The 23918-nt window shown below is 37.0% G+C and carries 22 protein-coding genes and 1 pseudogene; 10 read left to right on the top strand and 13 right to left on the bottom strand.

The genetic code is table 11. The annotated features are described in order from the left end of the window. Positions 1 to 20: 20 nt before the first annotated feature. The 3 genes and pseudogenes from ACQKII_RS08990 to ACQKII_RS08980 form a co-directional block, all read right to left on the bottom strand. Positions 21 to 203 (bottom strand): annotated as a pseudogene (locus tag ACQKII_RS08990) (IS5/IS1182 family transposase); the annotation flags it as partial. Positions 204 to 476: 273 nt separating this feature from the next. Next, the gene (locus tag ACQKII_RS08985; RefSeq protein ID WP_427458431.1) at positions 477 to 1616 is read right to left on the bottom strand and encodes a glycerate kinase; all 1140 of its coding nucleotides are present in this window, start codon (positions 1614 to 1616) and stop codon (positions 477 to 479) included. Positions 1617 to 1724: 108 nt separating this feature from the next. Next, on the bottom strand, positions 1725 to 3230 hold the full coding sequence (locus tag ACQKII_RS08980; protein WP_427458429.1) for a coproporphyrinogen III oxidase: 1506 nt from the start codon (positions 3228 to 3230) through the stop codon (positions 1725 to 1727). Positions 3231 to 3497: 267 nt separating this feature from the next. On the opposite strand from ACQKII_RS08980, the gene ACQKII_RS08975 reads away from it, so the two are divergent. Beyond that, positions 3498 to 3869 (top strand): hypothetical protein, encoded by a 372-nt coding sequence (locus ACQKII_RS08975; protein WP_427458739.1) that lies wholly within the window; start codon positions 3498 to 3500, stop codon positions 3867 to 3869. A 208-nt stretch (positions 3870 to 4077) separates the two neighbouring features. Here the strand turns inward: ACQKII_RS08975 and ACQKII_RS08970 are convergent, their stop codons facing one another. The 4 genes from ACQKII_RS08970 to ACQKII_RS08955 form a co-directional block, all read right to left on the bottom strand. Beyond that, complete coding sequence (locus ACQKII_RS08970) at positions 4078 to 5010, bottom strand: stalk domain-containing protein (RefSeq protein WP_427458427.1); 933 nt, start codon at positions 5008 to 5010, stop codon at positions 4078 to 4080. A 213-nt stretch (positions 5011 to 5223) separates the two neighbouring features. Then, positions 5224 to 5886: a ribonuclease H family protein gene (locus ACQKII_RS08965; RefSeq protein WP_427458425.1), complete on the bottom strand. Its 663-nt coding sequence runs from the start codon at positions 5884 to 5886 to the stop codon at positions 5224 to 5226. Between the two features lie 294 nt (positions 5887 to 6180). Then, a complete protein-coding gene (locus ACQKII_RS08960) occupies positions 6181 to 6528 on the bottom strand; it encodes a YlbF family regulator (protein ID WP_427458423.1) in 348 nt (115 codons plus the stop codon). 16 nt (positions 6529 to 6544) lie between these two features. Then, positions 6545 to 7687, bottom strand: a complete 1143-nt coding sequence (locus ACQKII_RS08955) for a DUF445 domain-containing protein (RefSeq protein ID WP_427458422.1) — start codon at positions 7685 to 7687, stop codon at positions 6545 to 6547. Between the two features lie 175 nt (positions 7688 to 7862). Between ACQKII_RS08955 and ACQKII_RS08950 the strand changes: the two genes are divergently transcribed. The 4 genes from ACQKII_RS08950 to ACQKII_RS08935 all read left to right on the top strand — a co-directional run bounded on the left by ACQKII_RS08950 (position 7863) and on the right by ACQKII_RS08935 (position 11430). Further along, positions 7863 to 8066 carry a YheE family protein gene (locus tag ACQKII_RS08950; protein WP_427458420.1) on the top strand — a complete coding sequence of 68 codons (204 nt, stop codon included), beginning with the start codon at positions 7863 to 7865 and terminating at the stop codon, positions 8064 to 8066. 170 nt (positions 8067 to 8236) lie between these two features. Next, the gene (locus ACQKII_RS08945) at positions 8237 to 8656 is read left to right on the top strand and encodes a hypothetical protein (RefSeq protein ID WP_427458418.1); all 420 of its coding nucleotides are present in this window, start codon (positions 8237 to 8239) and stop codon (positions 8654 to 8656) included. Between the two features lie 446 nt (positions 8657 to 9102). Then, the gene (locus tag ACQKII_RS08940; protein ID WP_427458416.1) at positions 9103 to 10446 is read left to right on the top strand and encodes a hemolysin family protein; all 1344 of its coding nucleotides are present in this window, start codon (positions 9103 to 9105) and stop codon (positions 10444 to 10446) included. A gap of 75 nt (positions 10447 to 10521) precedes the next feature. Next, entirely contained in the window at positions 10522 to 11430 is a 909-nt protein-coding gene (locus ACQKII_RS08935) for a cation diffusion facilitator family transporter (protein ID WP_427458414.1), read from the top strand. Positions 11431 to 11482: 52 nt separating this feature from the next. On the opposite strand, the gene ACQKII_RS08930 is transcribed toward ACQKII_RS08935, so the two are convergent. After that, complete coding sequence (locus ACQKII_RS08930) at positions 11483 to 12226, bottom strand: effector binding domain-containing protein (RefSeq protein WP_427458412.1); 744 nt, start codon at positions 12224 to 12226, stop codon at positions 11483 to 11485. An 85-nt stretch (positions 12227 to 12311) separates the two neighbouring features. Further along, positions 12312 to 13238 carry a helix-turn-helix transcriptional regulator gene (locus tag ACQKII_RS08925; protein ID WP_427458410.1) on the bottom strand — a complete coding sequence of 309 codons (927 nt, stop codon included), beginning with the start codon at positions 13236 to 13238 and terminating at the stop codon, positions 12312 to 12314. A gap of 391 nt (positions 13239 to 13629) precedes the next feature. Here ACQKII_RS08925 and ACQKII_RS08920 point away from each other — a divergent pair, with 391 nt between their 5' ends. Further along, positions 13630 to 14769 (top strand): response regulator, encoded by a 1140-nt coding sequence (locus ACQKII_RS08920; RefSeq protein WP_427458408.1) that lies wholly within the window; start codon positions 13630 to 13632, stop codon positions 14767 to 14769. A 90-nt stretch (positions 14770 to 14859) separates the two neighbouring features. Here ACQKII_RS08920 and ACQKII_RS08915 read toward each other — a convergent pair whose 3' ends face one another. Together ACQKII_RS08915 and ACQKII_RS08910 are read right to left on the bottom strand one after the other, a co-directional pair. Beyond that, entirely contained in the window at positions 14860 to 15507 is a 648-nt protein-coding gene (locus ACQKII_RS08915; RefSeq protein WP_427458406.1) for a response regulator, read from the bottom strand. A gap of 13 nt (positions 15508 to 15520) precedes the next feature. Continuing rightward, the gene (locus tag ACQKII_RS08910) at positions 15521 to 16636 is read right to left on the bottom strand and encodes a GAF domain-containing sensor histidine kinase (RefSeq protein ID WP_427458404.1); all 1116 of its coding nucleotides are present in this window, start codon (positions 16634 to 16636) and stop codon (positions 15521 to 15523) included. A gap of 198 nt (positions 16637 to 16834) precedes the next feature. Between ACQKII_RS08910 and ACQKII_RS08905 the strand changes: the two genes are divergently transcribed. From ACQKII_RS08905 to ACQKII_RS08895, 3 genes are all read left to right on the top strand, one after another. Beyond that, complete coding sequence (locus ACQKII_RS08905; protein WP_427458402.1) at positions 16835 to 17260, top strand: disulfide oxidoreductase; 426 nt, start codon at positions 16835 to 16837, stop codon at positions 17258 to 17260. 262 nt (positions 17261 to 17522) lie between these two features. Further along, a complete protein-coding gene (locus ACQKII_RS08900) occupies positions 17523 to 18362 on the top strand; it encodes an RluA family pseudouridine synthase (RefSeq protein WP_427458400.1) in 840 nt (279 codons plus the stop codon). A gap of 400 nt (positions 18363 to 18762) precedes the next feature. Continuing rightward, a complete protein-coding gene (locus tag ACQKII_RS08895) occupies positions 18763 to 20937 on the top strand; it encodes a 5'-nucleotidase C-terminal domain-containing protein (RefSeq protein ID WP_427458398.1) in 2175 nt (724 codons plus the stop codon). A gap of 182 nt (positions 20938 to 21119) precedes the next feature. On the opposite strand, the gene ACQKII_RS08890 is transcribed toward ACQKII_RS08895, so the two are convergent. After that, on the bottom strand, positions 21120 to 21950 hold the full coding sequence (locus ACQKII_RS08890) for an aldo/keto reductase (RefSeq protein WP_427458396.1): 831 nt from the start codon (positions 21948 to 21950) through the stop codon (positions 21120 to 21122). 397 nt (positions 21951 to 22347) lie between these two features. Continuing rightward, complete coding sequence (locus ACQKII_RS08885) at positions 22348 to 22524, bottom strand: hypothetical protein (RefSeq protein WP_427458394.1); 177 nt, start codon at positions 22522 to 22524, stop codon at positions 22348 to 22350. A gap of 509 nt (positions 22525 to 23033) precedes the next feature. Between ACQKII_RS08885 and ACQKII_RS08880 the strand changes: the two genes are divergently transcribed. Beyond that, a complete protein-coding gene (locus tag ACQKII_RS08880; RefSeq protein WP_427458392.1) occupies positions 23034 to 23879 on the top strand; it encodes a VOC family protein in 846 nt (281 codons plus the stop codon). Positions 23880 to 23918 lie beyond the last annotated feature (39 nt).

Genomic DNA, 23918 nt, shown 5'->3' with positions numbered 1-23918 from the left:
TTTTCTTTTTGGTATCCCCCTTATTTTTCATTTACTAGCTTCAAGATAGGTTTCAAATTCACCGCAAATATTGTTGTAGCTCCCTTGGTTTTCCAAGCCAAATAAACCCTTGCTATATTGTAGCCATGCGGATTTTTCAACTCACTATTCTTCGATTTAATTTTATAGCGCTTTTTCGCTAAGTCTTTGAACCTTTCCATTTCTCAAAAGAATGAAAAACGATAAAATTAGTTGATTGGCGTGTAGGCGGCTACTCCTTGGAGGACTAGCGAATAGCTTGAGACCCCGCAGGAGCGTTAGCGACGAGGAGGCTCAAGATTCGCCACCAGGAAAGCGTCCGCCGAAACGGCAATCAACGGCACTGAAGGCAGCTCTCTTTCCTTATTAAACTAAATATCCACCATAAAATCATCGTGACAATAATTGTTACAAGCCCTTATAGTGATGTCCCCTATTAAAATAATGCTGAACAACATTTACTCATCCTCCATTTGTGAGTAATGTTCAAATATCTTTTTTGTTTTCATGCGAATGAAGTGATACGGCTCTTGCATTGCTTGCTGCACAGTAATGCTATTATCGACTAAAGATTCGACTATAGCGAAATGCTCATGCAATGCCACTCTATCGTTTTCTTCAATAGTTCCCGACAATAAAACTGTCTGCACACCTGTTGCTTTTGCAACATTCGCCACTCCGAATGGCGCCTTTCCATGTAATGTTTGGCGATCGGATTTACCTTCACCTGTTATAACAAAGTGTGCGTCTACTAAATGCCTTTTTAACTGCACAGCATCTATGACAATATCAATTCCTGCATGAAAAGTACCATGTAAAAAAGCTATTAATGCACCACCTAGTCCCCCAGCTGCACCTGCCCCCTTATAATCATGTAAACGAATCTGATACTGTTTTTCAACAATGTCAGCAAAATGCTTTAAACAACTATCGTAATAGCTAATTTGTTGTTTCTTTACCCCTTTTTGTGGACCAAAAACTGCCGTAGCCCCATGCTCACCAATCAATGGATTATCTACATCACATGCAATAACAAAATTTGCATCAGCCAAACGCGCATCCAAGTGACTTGCATCAATTGACTTTAAATCTAATAACGCAGATACCCCATCAGCAATTGGTGTACCATCTTCTTTCTTCAATTGCAGTCCGAGCGCCTTTAACATCCCAATACCCGCATCATTCGTTGCACTGCCGCCAATGCAGATAATAAACTGTCTAAATCCTTCATCAAGAGCAGCCTTTATTAATTGACCTGTTCCAAAAGTTGTGGCTAGTTCAGGATTTTTCTCACTGTCCTGCAACAGCATAATACCGGAGGCCTGTGCCATCTCAATTACACATGTTTTATGATCACCAAGCACACCATACTGAGCTTCAATCATTCTTCCTAATGGATCAACCACATATTCCGCAATATACCGTCCTTCCGTTGCGGTAACGAGAGAAGCTAGCGTACCTTCCCCACCATCTGCTACGGGTAGAATGACTGTTTCAATCGATTGATTAACGTCAAGAATGCCTGCTTGCATCGCATTCGCAACTTCTATTGCAGATAAAGTGCCTTTATAGGAATCCGGACTTATAATGACTTTCATTTTATACCTCCATTATTTTAAAGATGCTTATTTACTTACCTGTTCCTTACGATAAACATAAAGAGCTATCGAAAAAGTAATAAACTACTTTCAGATAGCTCTTTATGTTTAAGCTTTATATAAATCATTTAACAGTTCAATCTTTTTTGCTGTTGCTTCTTCAAATGTCATTATATAGGCTGCAGGGTCCTTAGGATTATGGAACTGTGTAATCTTCCCCGTTTCGGGATGAACAAATTTCGAAGATGCCCCACAACCAATCCCTAAAATTGTCTGTACTTCCTCCATAATAACAATATTATAGATACTTTCCTCTCCCGCTTTACTGTAGCCGACATTTTCCAAATTTCCTAATATATTTTTTTGCCGATATAAATAGTACGGTACATACGCATTATCCTTCGTCCACACTTGCGCCATATGCATCATTTCTGCAACAGTATCTCGGTCAGCTACCTTGTATTTATCTTTATTGCGGGTCATTTCTGATGCTCGCTTGAATGATAGCGTATGAACAGTTAGCGACTCTGGTTGCATTTTTTCTGATTCATTCAATGAATGCTGGAATTCATAAGTTCCTTCATTAGGCAAGCCAATAATTAAATCCATATTAATGTTATTCATACCTGATTCACGTGCGAGCCAAAACGTATCAATGGTTTCTTGCACCGTATGATGTCGACCAATTGCCTTTAACGTTTCATCCGTATACGACTGAGGATTGACACTTATCCGATCAATGCCCCATTTTTTCAGCACAGCTAATTTTTCAGGTGTAATTGTATCAGGACGCCCTGCTTCAACCGTCACCTCACGAATGGTTTCAGGATGAGGGAAAGATTCATACATCGTTTGATATAATGCATCCATTTCATCTGCTTCAATAGAAGTTGGGGTACCTCCCCCCCAATAAATCGAAGTAATTTTCATATTATTTTCCGTTAGCCATTTCCCCATTTCACGCAATTCAATATGTAGCCCCTCTAAAAATGTAGCTACACGACCTTGCTTGCGGTTACTACCAATTGCATAGGCTGGGAATGTACAATACGCACATTTTGTCGGGCAAAATGGGATACCTATATAGACGCTAATCTCTTTACCGATGTTGTCTAAGTCTGGAATTGTCACTAACTGACGATCCACAATTTCCTTTAGGAGCTCAACCTTTTCCTGTGACAGACGGAAATCCCGTACAAGTACCTCCGCAATTTCTGCATTGTTCATGCCAGTCTTACGGAATTTATGGTACAGTTTCGTTGGTCGTACACCTGTTAATATCCCCCATTGTTGATGCATCCCCGAATGCTGTTCCAACACATCTAAAAATACATGTGATAATGCACGCTTCATGCGAATATTTAGTTCACGCCCCACTGCTTCAGTATCATATTTAATAGTGTAGTTATTCGTATAACGTTTGCCGTCTACCTCTAGAACAGCATTCGTATACACAGAAAAATCTGCTTCAACGCGGTACTTAAAAGAAACCGCCATATCGGCGCCATCTGCTTCAACTTTCAATTTGGAATCCTCAAAAAACAAATTCGCAATATGATTTAAAACACGAATCCAATCCTCAGGATATTTTTGATCTATGTGAATAATTTTCATCTTTTTCGCTCTCTTCTTTCAATATTCCATTTTTCAACTAAAAGACCATCATGGTATCGGTGCCATCCAGGCCGTATCACAATTAATAAATACTTACAGTCATAACGCCGAGACGTATTTCATAGCAATATTAGTTTAACAAACTTTTATAAGCTTAGGCAAAGCTACTATGTAACAACATTGCAATAACAGAATATTCTGTTATTTATAGACAAATAAACTACTTACAACTATAATTTCTATTAAAGGTGGTGTTGATAATTGATAGTGGTCCTTAAGACAAATAATTATTTTTCTTCCGTACCAAGCTTTATTCAAAAATTAGAAGTAGCTCCCCATCATTTTGATTTACAACGTTGTGATGAAAAAACACTATATATTAAAGTAGTACTGAAGTACCGTGCTCATCAAGTTCTCTGTGATTTTATTTATATTATGGATCAACAAGAGGTTTACGGAGCCATCTCTATCAATGAACATTATGCAAATGCAAAAAAGTTCATCAAACAGCATTTTGGCCATACCCTAATATATTCTGATGAATTACTATTAGCTAAAAACTTTATGGGTACAACGTTTTTTTTTAAAAGCGTCAGACAATTTGCGAAGCAATATCCAAAGTTTATAAGCAAACCATAAAAAACCATACAACATCTCAAACTTTTATATAAATCACTGGATTTTCGCCGAAAAAATAAAAAAGCACACTACTAAACTTAATTAGTAATGTGCTTTGACTCAAATATTGAACACTCTAAACAGACGTTATGCTAACTTGCATACTTTCAGATATAACTAAATAATCAGTCTGTATTTATTACTCGTAAAGCGTAAGCAAAGATTGAAATTATTTCAAATAATTCTTTACAAATTCAACAGGTACATATGTTTTTTGAGCTTCTAACAATGCTGGTGCTGCTTCTAAAGGACGTAACGCTTTATTTAAACCAAACATTTTTTCTCCACGAGTAATTGTGTATGATAAATTATCTTTCGACACAATTGCGCCATTCCCTGTAGACTCTACTGTATAGCCAAGCTTTTCTGCAATCACTCGTAATGGAACCATCTTCGTTCCATCTACTTCATAATAATCAGTCGCTATTATTTCTTCAATTTCTGCCTCTACGTTTGTCGTTTCCGTAGCATTTTGTGTCTCATTATCAAGAATAATTACTTTCGAAGGCGTTGTTTGAGCCGGGATACTTTTTGTTGAAACAGTATAGAAAACAACTAAATGTTTCTCTGCTAATTCTTTCTCTGTTACTTTCTCTCCTTTGATGTTTAAAAGCTCAGTATTTTCACCTATATTTAATTTTAAAATATCATAAGTATTTGTTAAGTCTTCAAAGAAATAATCGACTTCAACTAATCCTGCTGTCTCTGTTTCAACTATTACAACATCCGGATTCAGTTGTGGTGGATAAATTGCTTTTTGCGGCTTATTTGCAAATGTGTAAGCCACTACTTTATCGCCTTTTTTAAGCTCCACTTTTTTACCTGTATTATCAAAAACAAGTGTTTCTTTTGTTACCTCAAGAATATTCGAGTATTCCCCATCTTTTATCGTGTAATATGTAGTGTTTTCTGCAACATTCACATGATCAACTGTGCCATACGTGTTGTTAAAAATATGGACTGGATCAATTTGAATTTGTGGAACTTGCTGTTCTCCTTTTGTCGAATTACCTTCATTTGCTGAAGCAACGGGTGATACTGCTAAGCTGCTTCCAAATAATAATGCTGTCATAGCTACCGGTACAAATTTTTTCATTTTCATAAAAATCTCTCCTCATCTTAAAGTTCATGGAAGTAGTAGCTTCAAATAGGAAAAAGTTACAGATAATACAGGAAAATTTATGATGAAAAGAGCAAAATACCAATTCCCTCAGATAAATGCATTTTTGTAGGTGCATGCACGTAAAAAGGAGACCACTCACATTTTGAGAAGTCTCCGATTACTTTTAAAGTATAATGGACTGGTTCTGGCATTTTATTCACTCACTATTTCACTTAACCCTGTAATATCAATGCCTTTTAAAGCTTGCGTTGCCAGTCGATCTGCTTCTGAATTTTCTTTCCGCGATACTGGCTTGTACTCCGGCTGGATACTAAGTTCGTTTAACTTTGCGTCAATTTTATCTGCCCAATTTGATAGGTCTTTTTCTAGTGCCGGCCATTCTCCACTTAGCTGATTGATAACAACTTGGGAATCACCCACAAAGCAAATCGGTAGATGATGGACATTTAATAATTCTAGCTCCACTAAACCTAAATAAAGAGCTGCATATTCTGCCTCATTATTTGACTTGAGTTCAGTGGAATAGGCATTTCTTCTTAACCTGTACGGCTTACCATTCTGCTCGTAATAAATGACACAGCCTAAACCTGACTGTTTTGTTGTACGGTCAAAACCTCCATCAAAATAGACCGTAATATTATGTGGCTCCGTATCAACTTCTTTTAAGTAGGCCTTAAGCTCCTTAAACGACCAGTTTGTATCTTGGCGATCTATGAATTGTAGTGACTTTACACGACCTGTACGCTCCATATCCTCTGCTAATAATAAGGCTTGTGCTGCTGGCATTTCATCAGAGTGCAAAACTGTCCCCGCACCCTTTGGCGTTTTATAGACCCATTCAATTGATACATGCATGACATTCCCTCCACTATTTTGGATAACTAACTACTACCATTCATGTGACTAATTTTGCTACATTTACACTTTAGTTTTAATTACTCAAGACAACTACTGAATAAAGTTAAAACGCGCCTCAATTTACTGAGACACGTTTTATCTACTTACCTGTTATATGTGCAAATATCCGTATAATTATTCCTATAGAAGCTATTTAGCTAAATACGAAGTTAAAAATGCCTTCGCTGATAAATTTCACACTATCACCGGAAGAGCCATTACTTCCGCCGATAGATAGACAAGTTAGTTACCTTATTGAATGTCTTCATACAATGTCTGTATTGGTTTTAATAAAATGCGATTTACCTCTTCGATAACTTTGCTTACCTTCATCTCTGCCTCAAGCATAGCGGAGATTTTCTCATTTTGTTGTGCAAGCTGCGCCGTTTTTTGCGCATAGACAAGCTCATCTTCCAGTAAATCCTCACCAGCTAATTGCTTTTTCTGTAATTCAATTTGAATCTTACGGAAGTTTTTAAATACATTTAATGCTTCTTCATCTGCCTTTACGACTTCTACAGCTTCTTTTAATGTCTCAAATTCAGCTGTCTTACGGAAAGACCCCTCTAAGGCATTAATTTCATTGTAAATATTAATCATCAACATAATCCCCTTTTTAAATAAGATAGACAATTAAACCTTGCACAATCCCAATTAAACCACCAAGTACTGCACCAAGAACCGTAATCATTTTAAATTCTCGCTTTGAAATACCTAATACAAGCTCTTCTAGCTTAGATACAGGGAAAGTATCTACTTGCTCACGGACAACTTCCTGTAAATTTAAACGTTTCAGCACATCTTCTAATTTGTCTTCAGCCTGAATAAAAGCTTTTTCGATGAAACGTGGAACAACATTTTCTTTCATCCATGAACTACCATCAGGCCAATAATACGATATTGGATGATTTAAACGTTCTGCAACTGCTAATTGCTCTTTTACATAACTTTGTAAATTCGCTAAAATCGGCTCAAAGTTAATATCCTCTAGATAGTCCATAGCTGGACGATCCTTTAGTTTTTCCCATTCCTGCAGGAAAATTTTAGTTAGCAGCGAATTCGTTCCTGGAGCCTGTAAAAATTTCACAAGTTCACGTTGGACTTTGCTTACTAGTGATGAGGAGTCCCCCAAAAACATATTAATCATGCCACCTAGAGATCCTTTAGACGATAAGAAGTCATCGATCATTGCCTTTATGGTCAATTCTCCTTCTGCAGATAAAAAATAATCCTCGCCTTTTTCTAAAATATGTCCAACTGCTACTGGAATTTTTGCATCAATTGTATTTTGAATGTCCGCTGATAACAGTGTACGAATAGACCTCGTTGATAATGTATTCTTTATTGATTCAAATTGTCCCGCAACAATTGTCTCTACTTTCTGTTCAATTGTTGCTGGCATGTTTGAAAAACCAGCTAAATTCAACCAATCCTGAATCGATTTATCATCCGTAAATATAGTTTCTTCTACTTTTGATTGGACTAACTGTTCTACCTTGTCTTGAATATCCTTCGAGAAAAATTTTTTTCTAAAGGTTTCGGGCGTTAATAAATAATTTACAACTGTTAATCCAAGCTGCTTTGCTAATTCATCACGTCTTTTCGGAATAAGACCTGGTGTAAACGGCACACGCCAATTTTTAATATATATAGCTTCATGTGGTCTAAAAAGCATTTTTATAGCTAGATGATTTGTTACGCCACCAATTGCTGCCCCAATGATTGCCATAAATAATAATGTCCCTAGTAAATTGTCCATTAGCATCCTCTCATTTCAATCGTATTCACTTTAGCGTAATTTGTCGCCTTCTGCACTTATTATAGCAGAGCAATGAAAATCCACGAAAGAAATACCTCCATAAAAGTGAATAGTTGCAAAATAACCACTATCCTTGAATAATGATAACTAAATACAGATGGAAATGAGGATGTCTATGATTCAGCATTTTAGCTTTAAGCCTCTTTATGAAAACACACAACTCCCAGGCTGGGCAATATCGTTTTTCTATCAACGAGAACGCTACGCTGCAGAGTATTTAAAAGATGGTGAAATCCAATGGATTGGACCTATACCACCAAACGAAGACGATATTAAAAAAATGATTCATGAGCTAATGCTTTACCATGTTTATGATTAATAAAACAACGTTTTTTTACTCTTACATCTTTTAAATACGGATGAATTTACCTATTACCCAGACTCTAATTTTGCAAATATTGCTTATTTATATTGATATTCCTGTATGATTCTTATACATTTATTAAATAAGGTTATTCTTAAATGTTTTTTATGCAGGAGGCTATTTTCATGAGTAAAGTCACACTTTCAGATGACTTAAACAGATATAATTCAAAAGCATTAATACGTGCAAAGGTAAAGGAACTCTTTTCTGAATTTTCCGCTAAAATTTTCGAATTAGCCAATGAGGCTGGTACTATCGATAGTAAAAATTTTGAGACTCGCACTGGTTTAAGTAGTAATTTTTATAATGAATACTGCAGTCAATTAAAAGCTTTCTTTGAATCATCTACTAGCACGTTCATGGGAAAACGTTCGATAAAGAATATGTATTTATCATATAACGGACTTAACTATGTTTTAACGCAACAAGGACTTACAGAAAAAGCTCCTATCACAATCTCTACGTTTTCAGGTGTGATTCCTTTAAAAGAAACAGTACACGATGTGGAAAAAGCTTGTCTTAAATTACGTTTTCAACAACAATAAAATCGTTTATAAGTAAAATACGTCGAAACGCTATGCTCCGCTTTCAGGCAGAAAAAGAGGTTATCTCAGATGAGACAACCTCTTTTTGTTGCATATTGAAAATAATTCATTTAAAAAAATCCGCAAGTGTAGCACTCTTGAGATTTTTGACGTGTCGTTTTATATGAGATGCAAATGCTTCTTTCTCTAAACAAACTATCCTTGCTCCATTTAAAGTTAGCATATTGTATTTTGATTTTCAATCATTTGCCGTTTGAAATATTTGTTTTTTTAAAATGAATGATCTTCATCAATTCCATCGAAAAAGTAGTTGTCAATATTTGTGTTTTGCTACTAAATAATTTATGATTGAAACATCCAACAATTTTTTAAATCATAGGAGGTGTACACTTTGTTTACTTCCCTCATTTGGGCGGGGACAAAGGAATTATTTGGACGGAGACATATTGGAAATAACCATTAGGTTGGCGGCATTCGCCCTACTAATCATAATGACAGGATTTTTTGTTGCAACAGAGTTTGCTATCGTTAAAGTGAGAGCGACCCGGATAGATCAATTGCTTGCAGAAGGACATAAAAAAGCCAAAAATGCAAAACGGGTTATTTCAGATTTAGATGAATACTTATCTGCATGTCAGTTAGGTATTACCATCACTGCACTTGGTCTTGGTTGGCTTGGTGAACCTACATTTGAAATCATTTTACATCCAGTGTTTGAATTTTTAAATTTGAACGGTAGTATAACATCTATCCTTTCATTCATACTTGCATTCTCAATTGTAACTTTTATGCATGTAGTTATTGGGGAATTGGCGCCAAAAACTTTAGCCATCCAAAAAGCAGAATTTGTCACATTAAACCTTTCTGGCGCATTAATTTTATTCCACAACATTACGTATCCCATCATTAAATTGTTAAACGGCTCAGCACGTGCGTTAACAGGAATGTTTGGGCTTAAGATGATGTCAGAATCAGAAGTGGCGCATACCGAAGAAGAGCTACGAATGATTTTGTCAGATAGTTTAAAGGGTGGAGAAATTAATAACTCAGAATATGAATATGTTAACAGTATTTTCGAGTTCTCAGATCGTCTTGCAAAAGAAATTATGGTACCACGTACTGAAATCGTCGGCATTGAAAAAGAACTGACGATTAAAGAAGTATTTGATTTAATGGGCGTAGAGCAATATACTCGTTACCCAATTATTGATGGTGATAAGGACCATATTATCGGTTTAGTAAACATGAAACATTTATTAACGGCCTACATTAAAGATCCTGCAAATGGGGACAAGCCTGTGCTTGACTATATGCAGCCGATTATACGTGTTATGGAAACTACGCAAATCCATGAACTATTACTAAAAATACAGCGAGAACGTATTCATATGGCTATTTTAATGGATGAATATGGTGGAACATCAGGTTTAGTGACGATTGAAGATATTATCGAGGAGATTGTCGGAGATATCCAAGATGAATTCGATGAAGATGAAATCCCGGAAGTACAAGAAATTGCTGAAAATCATTATATTTTAGATGCAAAAATGCTACTAGAAAACGTTAATGATATGCTAAGTACTGACATAGAAGATGATGATATCGATACAATCGGTGGTTGGTTCATGACGAAACGATTTGATGCAGTTGAAGGTGATAGCATCGAGGTGCAGGGTTATGAATTTACAGCTAAAGAATTAGATGGTCACCATATACTATACTTAGAAGTTCTGAAATTACCTGAACTTGATTTAGCAAATGAAATCGAAGAATTGAAAGACACTAAATAAACATGCTATAACGACTCCCTTTCATATAAGGGGGTCGTTTTATAATGCTCGAAAGTTTTGCGAGGAGGAAACAAAATGGAGCTCTATACAAATTTACGTCAAGGGGAAAAAGGTGCTTGGTTATCCATCGGTACTTACTTAATACTAAGCTCAACAAAGCTGACAATTGGTTATTTAGGGACATCTGAAGCATTAAAAGCCGATGGACTGAACAATACTACGGATATCATCGCCTCAATTGCTGTATTAATAGGCTTACGCATCGCACAAAGACCACCCGATTCTAATCACCAATACGGTCATTTACGCGCTGAAACCATTGCATCCCTTGTTGCTTCATTCATAATGCTGGTTGTTGGCTTGCAGGTTCTTATCAATTCTTTAAAAAGTTTATGGGAGCCTAGTGGCACAACCCCCTCTTTATTAACTGCCTATGTAGCAATTGGCAGTGCCGTTGTTATGTATGTCGTCTATCGCTATAATTTAGCCTTAGCAAAGGAAATTCGTAGTGCTGCTGTAAAAGCTGCTGCCTACGACAATCGCTCAGATGCTCTCGTTAGTATCGGAACAGCCATTGGGATTTTCGGCGCTATTTTCGGCTTTCCAATTATCGATACACTGACAGCATTAGTGGTTGCCTTTCTTATTATTAAGACAGCCGTGGAAATTTTTTGGGAAGCGGTTCAAAGCCTGACAGATGCCTTTAACATTGATGAAGTTGAAACATTGTCCGTATTAATACGTAATGTGGAGGGTGTTATTGAGCTCTTGGATTTCAAAGGCCGTGCACATGGCAATATGTACTTTATCGATGTGACAGTCACTGTGAATCCTTATTTAAATGTTTTCGAAAGTCACCGTATTACAGAAGAAATCGAACATACCGTGATGCGCGAAAATCCATTTTGCCAGGTGCTCGTGCATATTGAACCACATATTGAGCAAATTCCTCCAACAAGTGAAAACAAGTCTCCTACCGAATGATGGGTAAGAGACTTGTTTTTAAATCGGTATACGATAGTTTGTCAACAAATGTTTACTTAATCGCAATATAGATATCGACTTGGGCTTCATTAGGATTAGCGCATCGTTCATTATACTTTTCAAAATCACCCGTATAAGTTCTCTCCACCTCTGAATTGGCAAACCATGCCCAAATGTCTTGCCATGCTTTAATGACAACCTCAGGTATTGGACCCTTTTCCGATGTAAAGACAAGATACTTTGCAGCTGGGACTAACTTTACCTCCATGCCTTCAGGGACTTCATCGATTGCTGATACTGCCATTCCAAGGGTCAATGAATAATGTCCATTCACATCACTCTCATAGTCAGCATACAAACCATATGTTACCGCTCGGTTGACTTGATTTGATATTTGCTGCACGACATTTTGTTCATAAAATGCAGACCATAATTGTGGTATCTTTGCTTGAGACGTACTCTCATTCGCATTACTTGTTCGTGTTGTAACCCCTACCACCTTAAAAGAGTCTTTCTCAATGACAAACGGTTCAATGCTTTCACCCTTTCTCCATCTCTTTAAGCTTGGTAAAAAGGAAGTTAACATTTGGCGTGCTTCATCTTCGGGCATACCTTCTTCCTTTAAATGGGGCACACCTATTTCAATCATTTCTTGAACTGTCAGATCAGGCTGCTTAAATGCACCTTCTCCATAACAATATGTACAATAATCTTGACTCACTTGTCCACCTTTTTCAGTACCTAATAGTGCCTCATCCACTAACGGCATTCCACAACTTTGACAATAACTTTGCATGTTTACATCCACCCTTCGTCTATTTGTCATCACTTTAACAAACCAAACATGACAACTGTATGTCATCTATTGAAAGTAAAATATATTAACTTTCATTGTCTCTATATAAATCTACAATTTCTCGGGCACGTTCTTGCACAATTTCACTGATATGAGTCGGCTTAAGAATCTTTATGCGATGACCAAAGCTGAGTAGGAAACCGTATAGCCATTCATCTTCTGGCAGGGATATATGAACACTTAAATTTTCGATATTGACGTTGTCAGCACCAAAAGTCTCTTCCATCAATGTCATAATTTTAGGATCAAATGACAATGTAAGATCAACTAAGTTTTGAGGCTGAAACCAATCTTCATTCCATGGAAGTGCCGATAAATTAACTTCCTTGCGTTCAAAAGACGTCATCTCTCTTGTTAAATTCTTCATCCTCGATATCTTAAATAAACGAAAACTTTCTCTTAATAGACAATAGCCATACACAAACCAAACTTTCCCCTTTTGAACTATAGTATGTGGCTCAATAAGTCGGTTTGATGTCTGTCCATAACCTGTAGAATAGGTAAAACTTACACAATATTCGTTTTCAATTGCTTTTTTCAAAAGCGTAATCTGTTCTTTTAAAATGACGTTGTGACCCCATGGACTAAGATCAATGAATAGTTGATCAATGGATTGCTTCACTTTCTCATCTGCAACACCCGTTAACTTTTCAAGCACTGCCTCAGCATGTGCATCTTCATAGGAGGTTAGAGCGCTCTTGATAGCAATAGAAAGGGAAGCAAGCTCTTCCTTTGTAAACACTTGCTTATCCACTCTGTAGCCATCTATTAAACTTATTCCTCCATTCACTCCTTGCTGACTTATGACAGGTACCCCAGCAAGGCTAAGCGTTTCAACATCCCGATAAATCGTACGAACAGACACTTCAAACAACTCAGCCAATTCTTGAGCTTTCACTTTTTTACGATTAATTAAAATCATTGTCATCGTTAATAAACGGTCTAGTCTCATTTCCCCACTCCTACTATTTCATGAAGAAGTCCATTAAATATATTTCCCCATAAAACACTACTATTATTTCTTATACCCATTTGTTATTAAGTATTATTTAAGTACTTTTTTAGTTTTCTTTAAGTCAAATGTACTACAATAACGCCTGATAAATTATTACAGCCACTATAGTATTTTTACAATAAAAGAAAAAAATAACTCAATAAGCTTGAACAAGTATTGAGTAAGCTATTTTTCTATTTTAACCACGCTGTTTTTCAGTTACATTAAAATAATTTGATAATAAACGCTTATACAATTAATTCAATTCTCTTACCACAACATTAAAAAATTCTATCCTCAAGAGCCTTTTCAAAAACAATGATCTAGAGTTTAATGGACTTCAATTTAATTGATTAAAGGAGATTTTGCTGTGATTAGAGCCGTTTTAATTGACAATGAACCATTAGCTTTACACTATTTTCAAAATAAACTACAAAATTTTCTACAAATCGAGGTAATCCAAACCTTTACAAGTGTAAAACTATTCCTAAATAACCTGCCATCCATGGAATTCGAGGTTATATTTTTAGAGATTAAGCTGGATGAACTGAGTGGGCTTGAGGTAGCAGATATTATAAAAACAAATCGTCCACATGTAAGTGTTATATTTATCACTTCGTATCGAGATTTTGCTATACAGGCGTATGAAGTTGGCGCTCTAGATTATTTACTAAAACCGATTAGCCATGCGCGTTTAGAAAAAACCGTATTGCGTATTGAACATGAATTTTCTATGCAAAAATTAACACAACAAGCTTCCAGTACATTGTTAAAAGTTCAATGTTTCGATCAATTTGCTGTATATAGTAATAATAGCTTGGTATCTTTCAAAACTGAAAAGACGAAAGAATTATTTTCTTATTTCATTTTGCACCCGAACATGCCCATTCATCGGGATTATCTAATCGAAATACTTTGGCCCGATTTAGATTATGTGCGGGCAAAATCTAACCTTCACACCGCCCTATCTTACTTAAGAAAAACCTTAAATAACATAGGTTATACTAACTGTATTATTTTCACAAATAAATATTATATATTTGAAAAACCTAATATTATGTGTGATTTATATGAATTCCAAAAGTATTATAATGATTTTACTAAATTAGAGTTTCCACCAATTTTTTTAATCAATCAATGCCTTACTATTTATAAAAATGGTTTATTGGTATTTGATGATTACGGATGGGCAACTACATACAAAGACAAGCACTATAAATCATACATAGATTTATTAGAAAAAGGTATTCAGGCTACCATATTAACTGAAACTGATACAGCAATTGATTATTTAAACAGCTTATTAGAGTATGATCCTTACAACGAACAAAAGCTTGAATACTACTTGCAAGTGCTAATGAATGCAGGTCACCATCAACAAGCACACAAATTATTTTTAGCCTATGAGCAAAAACTAAAAGAGGACTTGGCACTTACACCAAGCCCTACTTTAATGGAAATTTCCAACAAATTATTTCAACATAAATAAACTTTTCTTTTCATCAAAAACGACGGGCAACTACAAAATTGTAGGAACTCGCCGTTTACTATTTTTTATAGGTTTCTATTTTATAAGTCCTTATATGCCACTGCCTTCTGTCAATCCATGCTTTACGGCATATAAAGCTGCCTGTGTGCGATCTTGCACCTGTAACTTCGTGAAAATATTAGAAATATGAGTTTTAACTGTTTTTTCAGTGACAAATAAAGATGAAGCTATCTCCCGATTACTTTTCCCCTTTGTGAGCTCTGCAAGTACATCCTGCTCACGAGGTGTTAATGGATTCAACACATGTGCAGCGTTTTTTGATTCTTGTCGATCCATTTCAAGTGTAGACGTTGCTTCAGGATGTAATGTATTCTCCCCCTGCATAATTCTGCGAATCGATAAAACCAATTCGTCTGGTTCGATATCCTTTAACTGATAGCCTGCTGCTCCTGCCTCCATCGCTGGCACAACATGATCTCGGTCAGAAAAACTTGTTAACATTAAGATTTGTATTTGAGGAAACTTTGCCTTAATGCGCTTCGTTGCCTGAATACCATCCATTTCTGGCATAACTAAATCCATTAAAATAATATCTGGCTGTATACTTTCAGCTAATGCGACTGCTTCAACCCCATTTTTAGCTTCTCCAACAACTTCAATATCTTTTTGCGTCTTTAAAAAAAATAATAATCCGCGACGGACTACATGGTGATCATCTGCAATTAATACACGAATCATTTTTCTTCCCCCCTTAATATGGCAATCTGATTAACAGCTCCGTTCCTTTGCCAATTTCACTAACCCAGTCAGCAGTCCCACCAACTGATTTTGCTCGATCCTTAATTGACTGCAAGCCCATTGATAGTAATTTGGCATTTTTATCAATGACAAAGCCTCGTCCTTCGTCACGAATGACAAGCAAAATATCTGTTGCAGTGACAGTAACATAAAGTGCCACCTCTAGCACGCCAGCATGGCGACGTACATTATTGAGTGCCTCTTGCGCTACACGAAATAACGTTTCTTCAATTCGTGACGGAAATTGCAACACACCAGAAACCGTTATATGTAGCTTTAAGCCCAGCATCTCCGCATAGACTTTTATCGCCTCTAATAAACCGTTTTCTAAGCCTTTGGGGCGAAGCTGCCAAATTAGTGCACGCATTTCTGTTAAAGCATCCTGCGTTAAATGCTGAATCTCCTTAAACGTTTCCTTTACATCACGATCATTGCTCATTTCAATCCCGGCTCTCGCCGTCAATGTAACTGAAAATAGCAACTGATTAACAGAATCATGTAAGTCACGTGCTAGACGATTCCGCTCCTTTACAAGTGCCATTTCCTGCTCCTGCTTAGTTAGTAAAATGCGTTTAATAGCTGAACCCATTTGAAAGGCAACTGATTCAAGTAAAGCTAGCTCCTCCTCTGAAAAACGTATTGTATCTTTTGATGCTACATTTAAAACGCCAAAGCGCTCCTGTCCCGATTGAAGTGGTACTGTTGCGTGATGTGTGATCCCTGCGTGATCACCAACGTCTGCAGCGATAGCACTTTCAATACGTTGACATTCAATAATATTAGAAGCCTTTTTTAGTTCTTCATTGCGATAGCGGGATACACACCAACAGCCACCTTTTTTTAAATAATGACAATTTTTGTATTCCAATGCATCTGGTAAATTCTCATGGACAACAAGCTCTGACCGCCCCTTAGCATCAATAAAAAAAATCCAACCTGTTTCAAAATTGGTGCCATTTAAAAATTTTACAAGTGCGCCTTTTAGCATTGTTACAATTTCTGTTTCTTCATTTAGTAGCTCTGCGATTTCTTTTAAAATACTGATATTCGAGTGCTCGTTCTCTCTCACACATACACCTCTTTTTTTGACATTCCTAATTTTAATGATAACATTTCCAAGACAAAGGCGTCCGTTTCAGCCATTCATACTTTAGACTGAATTTCATTGGTTGGGAATGGACGACTATCTTAGCTAGATAATTTACTTCTGTATTCAGAACATCTATAATCGAACAAGTATAAGGTTTCTATTAAGGAGAGTTTTACTATGTCTAAAAAACAAGAGAATAGCCTGTTATTCATTTGGATTGTTTCTGTAGTTGCAACATTAGGTTCATTATATTTTTCAGAAATCCGTCACTATGAGCCTTGTAAAATGTGTTGGATTCAACGTATTTTTATGTATCCAATTGTCATTATGACAACCATTGCTTTTATCCAAAAGAATGCTCGTATTGCTGTAACAACAGCCGTATTTGCCATTATGGGTGGCTGTGTGTCACTATACCATTATGGTATTCAAAAACTAAGCTTCTTAGCTGATTCAGCACCTTCTTGTGGTGCAGTATCTTGTACAGGTCAATACATTAACTGGCTTGGTTTTATCACAATTCCGTTTTTAGCGCTAACTGCATTTATTTTAATTGCAGGGGCAAGCTTCTATTTAATGAAAGCTGTAAAAGAAGCAAAATAATTAATAAGAGACTATCCCATGTGGGTATAGGTACTCCAAATCGAACTATGCTTTTGTAAATGACAGGATATTCTACAAAAATTCGCGATACTCCTGCGGGACAGCGAACCAAGCAAGATTCGCAGATGCTTTAACTCCTGCGAGACTTGCGGCTCGCCCGCGGCAAGAGAGCGAATTTTTTTATATCAAAATTTTAGAAGCATACTCTAGGTAGAAAATAGATAAAGGGGCTTTTTAGCCTTCTTTGCACGGAGGAAAATAGATGTTTCACTACAAAATAAATGAAAATAATTTGACGGTTGAAGAGTTACTACGTAATCATTGGAAATTGGGAAAAAAACTAGTACATGAATTACGTATGGCGAAAGCTGTCACAACAACTGACGGCGAACCACTACAGTGGAAGGAACCACTTCAAGCAGACACAATTGTAAAATTCACATTTCCTATCCCAACTTCTAGCTATAAACCAACACCCGTGTGCGCGATTGATGTTGTATACGAGGACGACCACTGTTTGATTGTATCCAAACCAAAGGGCATGTCGACACATCCAAATGATGCACGTGATACGCATACATGTATGAACCATGTTATGGCGCATATTAAAGAGCAAGGTGGTGTTTATGCAGAGCATGTTCATCGTCTTGATCAAGGTACACAAGGCTTGCTTCTTGTTGCCAAACACCCACTCGCAAAATCGATATTTGACCGAATGATTGAAGAAAAAACAATTATTCGCATGTATGCTGCTGAGGTTCAAGGCAATCTTCGTTCTTCGTCTGGCACTATTGCAGAATCAATCGGTAAGGACCGACATCATGCAACGAGACGTGTTGTGTCAAATACAGGACAGCATGCGGTTACGCACTATGAGGTTATCGCACGCTATAAACATTCTTGTGTTGTCCACCTTATCCTCGAAACAGGACGAACACATCAAATACGTGTGCATATGGCACATATCGGTCATCCTATTATTGGTGATACAATGTACGGTGCACGCGAAACTGCTAGTGATGACTATGAGCTACACGCCATACAGTTAGAATTCGAACATCCGTTTTTAAATAAGCGCATTGTCGTAAAGGATGAAAAATAGTAACCCTTTTCTCACAGGAAAATGAGTAATTGAACAAATTATTTTGCTTTTATGGGAGCGTTAATGCTTTCTATAGAGTAGAATACTGGTCTGACATTACGCTGTCATACAGAAAGAAGCCATCTCAAATGATATTGGGACGGCTTCTTTATTTTTGATAAGAAATTTGGTTAGCGCTGATAGCGTTTGTATTGTGACTACTGAACAACAGCATATCATCCAAATCATTTTACTTATAATTCTAAAAAAGTATAAATATATGATTTGATAATTATTTCCCTAAATTTTATAGTAAATTTAATATTGATTTTCCATTATTGGTAATGACGATGGATTTTTTTCATGATAGAATAAAGTAAATTGTCAGTCATCTGACATATAATGAGGGAGGAATTCATTAATGAAATGGGTTAAAAGTATTGCAGCAACAACACTCGCTGCGAGTTTACTAGCTACACCAAGTTTTGCTGCAAAAGCTGAAGAAGCAACACCAACAGCTACGAAAGACGGTTTCAATTTAACAATTCTACACTCGAATGATACACACGCACACGTTGAAGCTGCACCACAACGCGCAACAAAGGTAAAAGAGCTACGTGCTGCAAATGCAAACTCTCTTTTATTAGATGCGGGTGACGTTTTCTCTGGTACTCTATACTTCAATCAATTCACTGGAGAGGTTGATATGAAGTTAATGAACTTAATGGGCTATGATGCAATGGTATTTGGTAACCATGAGTTCGATTTAGGGTCAAGCCCTGAAGGACATGCCGCACTTGCGAAGTTTGTAAAAGGTGCTGATTTCCCATTGTTAGGAAGTAACTTGGATTTTTCAAAGGATTCCTTATTTGATGGCTTACAATCTCAAACAATTTCTAAAGACTTCGAAAACGGTAAAATCTATAATGGTATTATTAAAGAAGTAGATGGTGAAAAAGTAGGTATTTTCGGTTTAACAACAGAAGAAACTCCTTCCATTTCAAGCGTTGCCAATGTTCAATTTGCTAACTATATCGATTCTGCGAAAAAAGCAGTAGCAGAATTTGAAAAGCAAGGTATCAATAAAATTATCGCCCTAACACACTTAGGCTTCGATGATTCAAAAGAATTTGATAATGACCAATTACTAGCCTCTGCGGTAGAAGGTATCGACGTTATCGTAGGTGGACATACACATACAAAATTAGAGAAGGCTGTAAAAGCTAATACATCATTTAAAAACCCAACGATTATCGTACAAACAGGTCAATATAGTGAAAATTTAGGCGAGCTTGATTTAACTTTCAACGATAACGGTGCAGTTGTTGAATACTTTGGACAATTACATGCATTAAATGATAAAGAAAAACCTGTAAAAGCTGACGCTGAAGCAGCAGCATTATTAGCACCATATACGGAAAAGATTACTGCAGTTAAACAACAATCTACAGGTAATACAGCGGTTTCAGTTCTTGACGGAAAACGTGGTCTTTGGGGCGTTCGTGCTGGTGAAACAAACCTAGGTAACATCATTACTGACGGTATGCTTACTGGTGCACAAAAAATTGACCCAGAAGTACAATTTGCCTTCCAAAATGGCGGAGGTATCCGTGCAAGCATTGACGCTGGGGACATTACTGTAGGTGAAGTAATGACTGTAATGCCATTCGGTAATGCACTAGGTATCGTAAAAATGACTGGTGCTGAAATCTATGAAATTGCTGAACATAGTGTGAAAGACTTCCCGAAAGAATCTGGTGGCTTCTTACACTTCTCTGGTCTACAAGTAGAATTTGACGGTAAGGCAACAGCTGGTAAACGTGTTAAATCTATTAAACTAAATGGTAAAGAACTTGATAAAGCCGCTACTTACAAAGGTGCTACAAATACTTTCACTGCTAAAGGTGGCGACGGCTTCGAAACACTTGCAAAAGTATATGCTGACGGCCGTGTAAGTGAGCCAGGTACGATTGACTATGAAATGTTTATCGATCATTTAAATACGCTTAAAAAAGTAGCTGCTAAAGTTGAAGGTCGTATTGTGGCAACTATTCCATTTACAGATGTTGCAAAAGGTTCTGAAACAGAGGGCTACGTGCGTGATCTATATTACCGTGATTTAACACAAGGCACATCAGCAACAACATATTCACCAAACGCTAATTTAACACGTGCACAAGCTGCTTCATTTATTGCGCGTGTGTTAAAACTTGAAGCAAAAGGTGCAGCTACATTCTCTGATGTAACTAGTTTAGAAGTAGCTACACAAAAAGAGATTACAGCGCTTGCTGAAGCTGGAATTGTACAAGGCCAAAATGGCAAATTCAATCCTACTGCTAAAGTAACTCGTTCTCAACTTGCATTAATGTTTGCACGTGCTTATAACGTACAGCATGATGCAAAAACTGGTTTAACAGCTGATTTCAGCGATATTTCTAAATACAATGCTGAAACACAAAACGCTATTGCACTTATGCAAGAATTACAGATTGCTAGCGGATCAAATGGCAAATTTATGCCTGGTAACAATGCTACACGTGCACATATGGCAAAAATGCTTTCTAACTACATTCCTTATGTAAAAGAATCAAAATAATGCTACACGAAAACCCGCTTCTCCAAGGTGAGAGCGGGTTTTTATCTTTATTCAGTAGAACACCTAGTCCTGTCCTGTGGCAATTAATATGTTCGAAGTAGCGTTCACAACACATGTAATAAAAAACTTGTATCCTATTGGTCCAAAACTTCAGAACGGTTGTCATGGATTATGAAAGATGATTAAAAATCAAATTTAAAGTTATCTGGGTCTTGTCCAATGCGTTCATTGCGATTTACTGAAGCCAATTGAGTCATTTGAGCTTGCGTTAATTCAAAATCAAATATCTGTACATTTTCCTCGATACGACTCGGTGTCACAGATTTTGGAATAATAATCGTATTATTTTGTAGATGCCAACGTAGGACTACCTGTGCAGCAGTCTTCCCTATTTCTTGACCAATTTCAATAATAGTTGCATGATCAAGCACATTGCCACGACCAAGCGGTGACCATGCTGTGACCGCAATGCCATGCTCAGTACAATAGGTCTTTAAAGCGTCCTGTTGAAGATAAGGATGTACCTCCACTTGATTGACCATTGGCGCAATATTTGCTTTTGCTAATAGTTTTTGTAAATGATGCTCATGATGATTTGAAACACCTGTCGCACGAATTAATTTTTCATCGTAAAGTCGCTCAATCGCTCTGTACGTTTCTTCAAATGATTCTGGCACTGCCCAATGTGTTAAATATAAATCCAAATAATCCATGTTTAACTTTTTCAGTGACACTTCAAACGCACGTAATGTCGCATCGTAGCCTTGGTCATTATTCCAAACCTTCGTAGTGACGAATATATCCTCACGTTTGATGCCTGAGTAACGAATCGCTTCGCCTACCTCTACCTCATTGCCATATAATGATGCCGTATCAATTGCTCGATAACCAACTTTAAGTGCATGATCGATTGCTTGCATTGTTTCATCACGTTCTGTCATTTTATAGACACCTAAACCAAGCCGTGGCATTTCTACACCATTTGTTAATAATTTTGTCGATTGTAAATTCAAGAACTTCAGCCCCTTTCTTTTCCTAGTTCCATTATACAAAAAATTGGATTTAAGAAAATGGAGAAGTTCCCTTCGAATATAAGATATATGAGATCCTTCGTTCCGCTGGTATTCTTCCTTACTTCGCGGGTATTTTCTTCGCTCCGCTGGTATTCTTCCTTGCTTCGCTGGTATCCTTCGTTGCTCCGCTAGTATTTTACTTTGCTTCGCAGGTATTTTCTTCGCTCCGCTGGTATTCTTCCTTACTTCGCTGGTATCCTTCGTTGCTTCGCAGGTATTCTCCCTTACTTCGCGGGTATTTTCTTCGCTCCGCTGGTATTCTTCCTTGCTTCGCAGGTATCCTTCGTTGCTCCGCTGGTATTTCACCTTGTACAGTAAATACCAATATCACGTCACCTTACTGTTTCTTGAACTTTTCTTCAGGCTCATCTACCTGAATTGGGTCTGTAATTCGATCATCCTCCGCAAGCTCTAAACCATCACGCATACGCTCCATTTGCTTGCCAAGCTCCTTCACTTCATCAAAATTACCTGCCATTGTACCATTCTCGATATTCGGAACTTTCTTCTCCATTTTCATCACCTCTTCTTTAGTTTCCCCGAAATACTAACGACTGAACCATTTCTGACATATTTTATTGTGCAATGTCGGTTTCATTTTCATAGTAAGTAAGCTATACTTAAGGGAGATTTCTTTATAAACATGAGGAGGGTTCTTCCATGAGTTTATTATTAATTCTTGGTGTTACAGCTGCTTTCTTAGCTGCTATTTTCACGGCTGGTTACGAAGGCGACTACAAAGCGGACAAATAATACCTCAAGACAATCACTAAGTATGTTCTACTGCTTAGTGATTGTCTTATTTTATAAGAAGTAGCCATTATGGTTACTTCTTTTTTTATGGGGAAAGCTAAGTGGTCTAGATTGTTCCACCATCACTTTAAGGCCCTAATACATAATTCCTTAACAACTTGGTATTAGGTGAAAACATAAATGCTTGACATTAAGTACTATATAAAATAAACTTAGTTACATAAAGTAAGTAAATGAGTAAAAATAACTTATAAACGGAGGCACATTATTATGCACTTTCATGAAAAACCAAACACATATGTAACAAATGTCGAAATTAAAGTGAGTGATTTACATCGATCGTTAAAATATTATCAAGATGTTATTGGCTTTACGGTTCTACAAATAGAGTCACATAAAGCAACTTTAACAGCTGATGGCAAAACTGCACTGCTGACAATTGTACAGCCAGAAACTGTTGAAGAAAAAACGAACTTAACAACGGGTCTATATCACTTTGCCTTACTATTACCAACACGCCGTGATTTAGCCAATATTATTACACATTTCCGTAATTCAGGTGTTTATTTTGGTGCATCTGACCACGATGTGAGTGAAGCACTTTATTTACGTGATCCAGATGAAAATGGTATCGAAGTTTATGTAGACCGTCCTGACAGTGACTGGACTTGGCAATTCGATCAAGTTCATATGGTGACGGAACCACTTAATATTTCAGCCATCTTAGAGGAAGGTGACGGCGAATGGCATGGACTTCCTGCTAATACAGTGATGGGACATATACATTTATCGGTTTCCAGTTTAACTGCCGCAGAGGAATTTTACACAAAAGGCTTAGGATTCGATATTGTCACTCGATATGGTGGTCAGGCATTATTTATCTCAACAGGTCGCTATCATCATCATATCGGTCTAAATGCTTGGTATTCTGAGGGCGCACCAAAGCTTGGTGAAAATCAAGTTGGTTTAAAAACATATACCCTTCGATTAGATAATGAGACACAAGCAGCTGAAATGAAAGAAAACTTACACGCTATCGGGGCAACTATTGTTGATATTGATGGTGGTTTCCAGACAGAAGATCCTGCTGGCAATGTTATTTTACTGAAATTCTAAGCTATCCAGCACTTTCGGAGTTTTATCCGTCACTTTCAT

Origin of the sequence: Lysinibacillus sp. NPDC048646 (assembly GCF_050272295.1) — a bacterium.
Classification (GTDB): Bacteria; Bacillota; Bacilli; order Bacillales_A; family Planococcaceae; genus Lysinibacillus.
The sequence above is the reverse complement of the archived record's forward strand: the minus strand, read 5'-3'. Positions and strand labels throughout refer to the sequence as shown.

What these genes read in the sequence shown, in the direction of transcription:
- ACQKII_RS08930 (WP_427458412.1), bottom strand. Translation starts at nt 12,226, where the DNA reads ATGCAAAGTTATTGTCAAAGTTGTGGAATGCCGTTAGTGGATGAGGCA.
- ACQKII_RS08900 (WP_427458400.1), top strand. Translation starts at nt 17,523, where the DNA reads ATGTTTCACTACAAAATAAATGAAAATAATTTGACGGTTGAAGAGTTA.
- ACQKII_RS08880 (WP_427458392.1), top strand. Translation starts at nt 23,034, where the DNA reads ATGCACTTTCATGAAAAACCAAACACATATGTAACAAATGTCGAAATT.
- ACQKII_RS08925 (WP_427458410.1), bottom strand. Translation starts at nt 13,238, where the DNA reads ATGAGACTAGACCGTTTATTAACGATGACAATGATTTTAATTAATCGT.
- ACQKII_RS08935 (WP_427458414.1), top strand. Translation starts at nt 10,522, where the DNA reads ATGGAGCTCTATACAAATTTACGTCAAGGGGAAAAAGGTGCTTGGTTA.
- ACQKII_RS08980 (WP_427458429.1), bottom strand. Translation starts at nt 3,230, where the DNA reads ATGAAAATTATTCACATAGATCAAAAATATCCTGAGGATTGGATTCGT.
- ACQKII_RS08955 (WP_427458422.1), bottom strand. Translation starts at nt 7,687, where the DNA reads ATGGACAATTTACTAGGGACATTATTATTTATGGCAATCATTGGGGCA.
- ACQKII_RS08895 (WP_427458398.1), top strand. Translation starts at nt 18,763, where the DNA reads ATGAAATGGGTTAAAAGTATTGCAGCAACAACACTCGCTGCGAGTTTA.
- ACQKII_RS08945 (WP_427458418.1), top strand. Translation starts at nt 8,237, where the DNA reads ATGAGTAAAGTCACACTTTCAGATGACTTAAACAGATATAATTCAAAA.
- ACQKII_RS08915 (WP_427458406.1), bottom strand. Translation starts at nt 15,507, where the DNA reads ATGATTCGTGTATTAATTGCAGATGATCACCATGTAGTCCGTCGCGGA.
- ACQKII_RS08905 (WP_427458402.1), top strand. Translation starts at nt 16,835, where the DNA reads ATGTCTAAAAAACAAGAGAATAGCCTGTTATTCATTTGGATTGTTTCT.
- ACQKII_RS08960 (WP_427458423.1), bottom strand. Translation starts at nt 6,528, where the DNA reads ATGATTAATATTTACAATGAAATTAATGCCTTAGAGGGGTCTTTCCGT.
- ACQKII_RS08965 (WP_427458425.1), bottom strand. Translation starts at nt 5,886, where the DNA reads ATGCATGTATCAATTGAATGGGTCTATAAAACGCCAAAGGGTGCGGGG.
- ACQKII_RS08950 (WP_427458420.1), top strand. Translation starts at nt 7,863, where the DNA reads ATGATTCAGCATTTTAGCTTTAAGCCTCTTTATGAAAACACACAACTC.
- ACQKII_RS08970 (WP_427458427.1), bottom strand. Translation starts at nt 5,010, where the DNA reads ATGAAAATGAAAAAATTTGTACCGGTAGCTATGACAGCATTATTATTT.
- ACQKII_RS08885 (WP_427458394.1), bottom strand. Translation starts at nt 22,524, where the DNA reads ATGGAGAAGAAAGTTCCGAATATCGAGAATGGTACAATGGCAGGTAAT.
- ACQKII_RS08985 (WP_427458431.1), bottom strand. Translation starts at nt 1,616, where the DNA reads ATGAAAGTCATTATAAGTCCGGATTCCTATAAAGGCACTTTATCTGCA.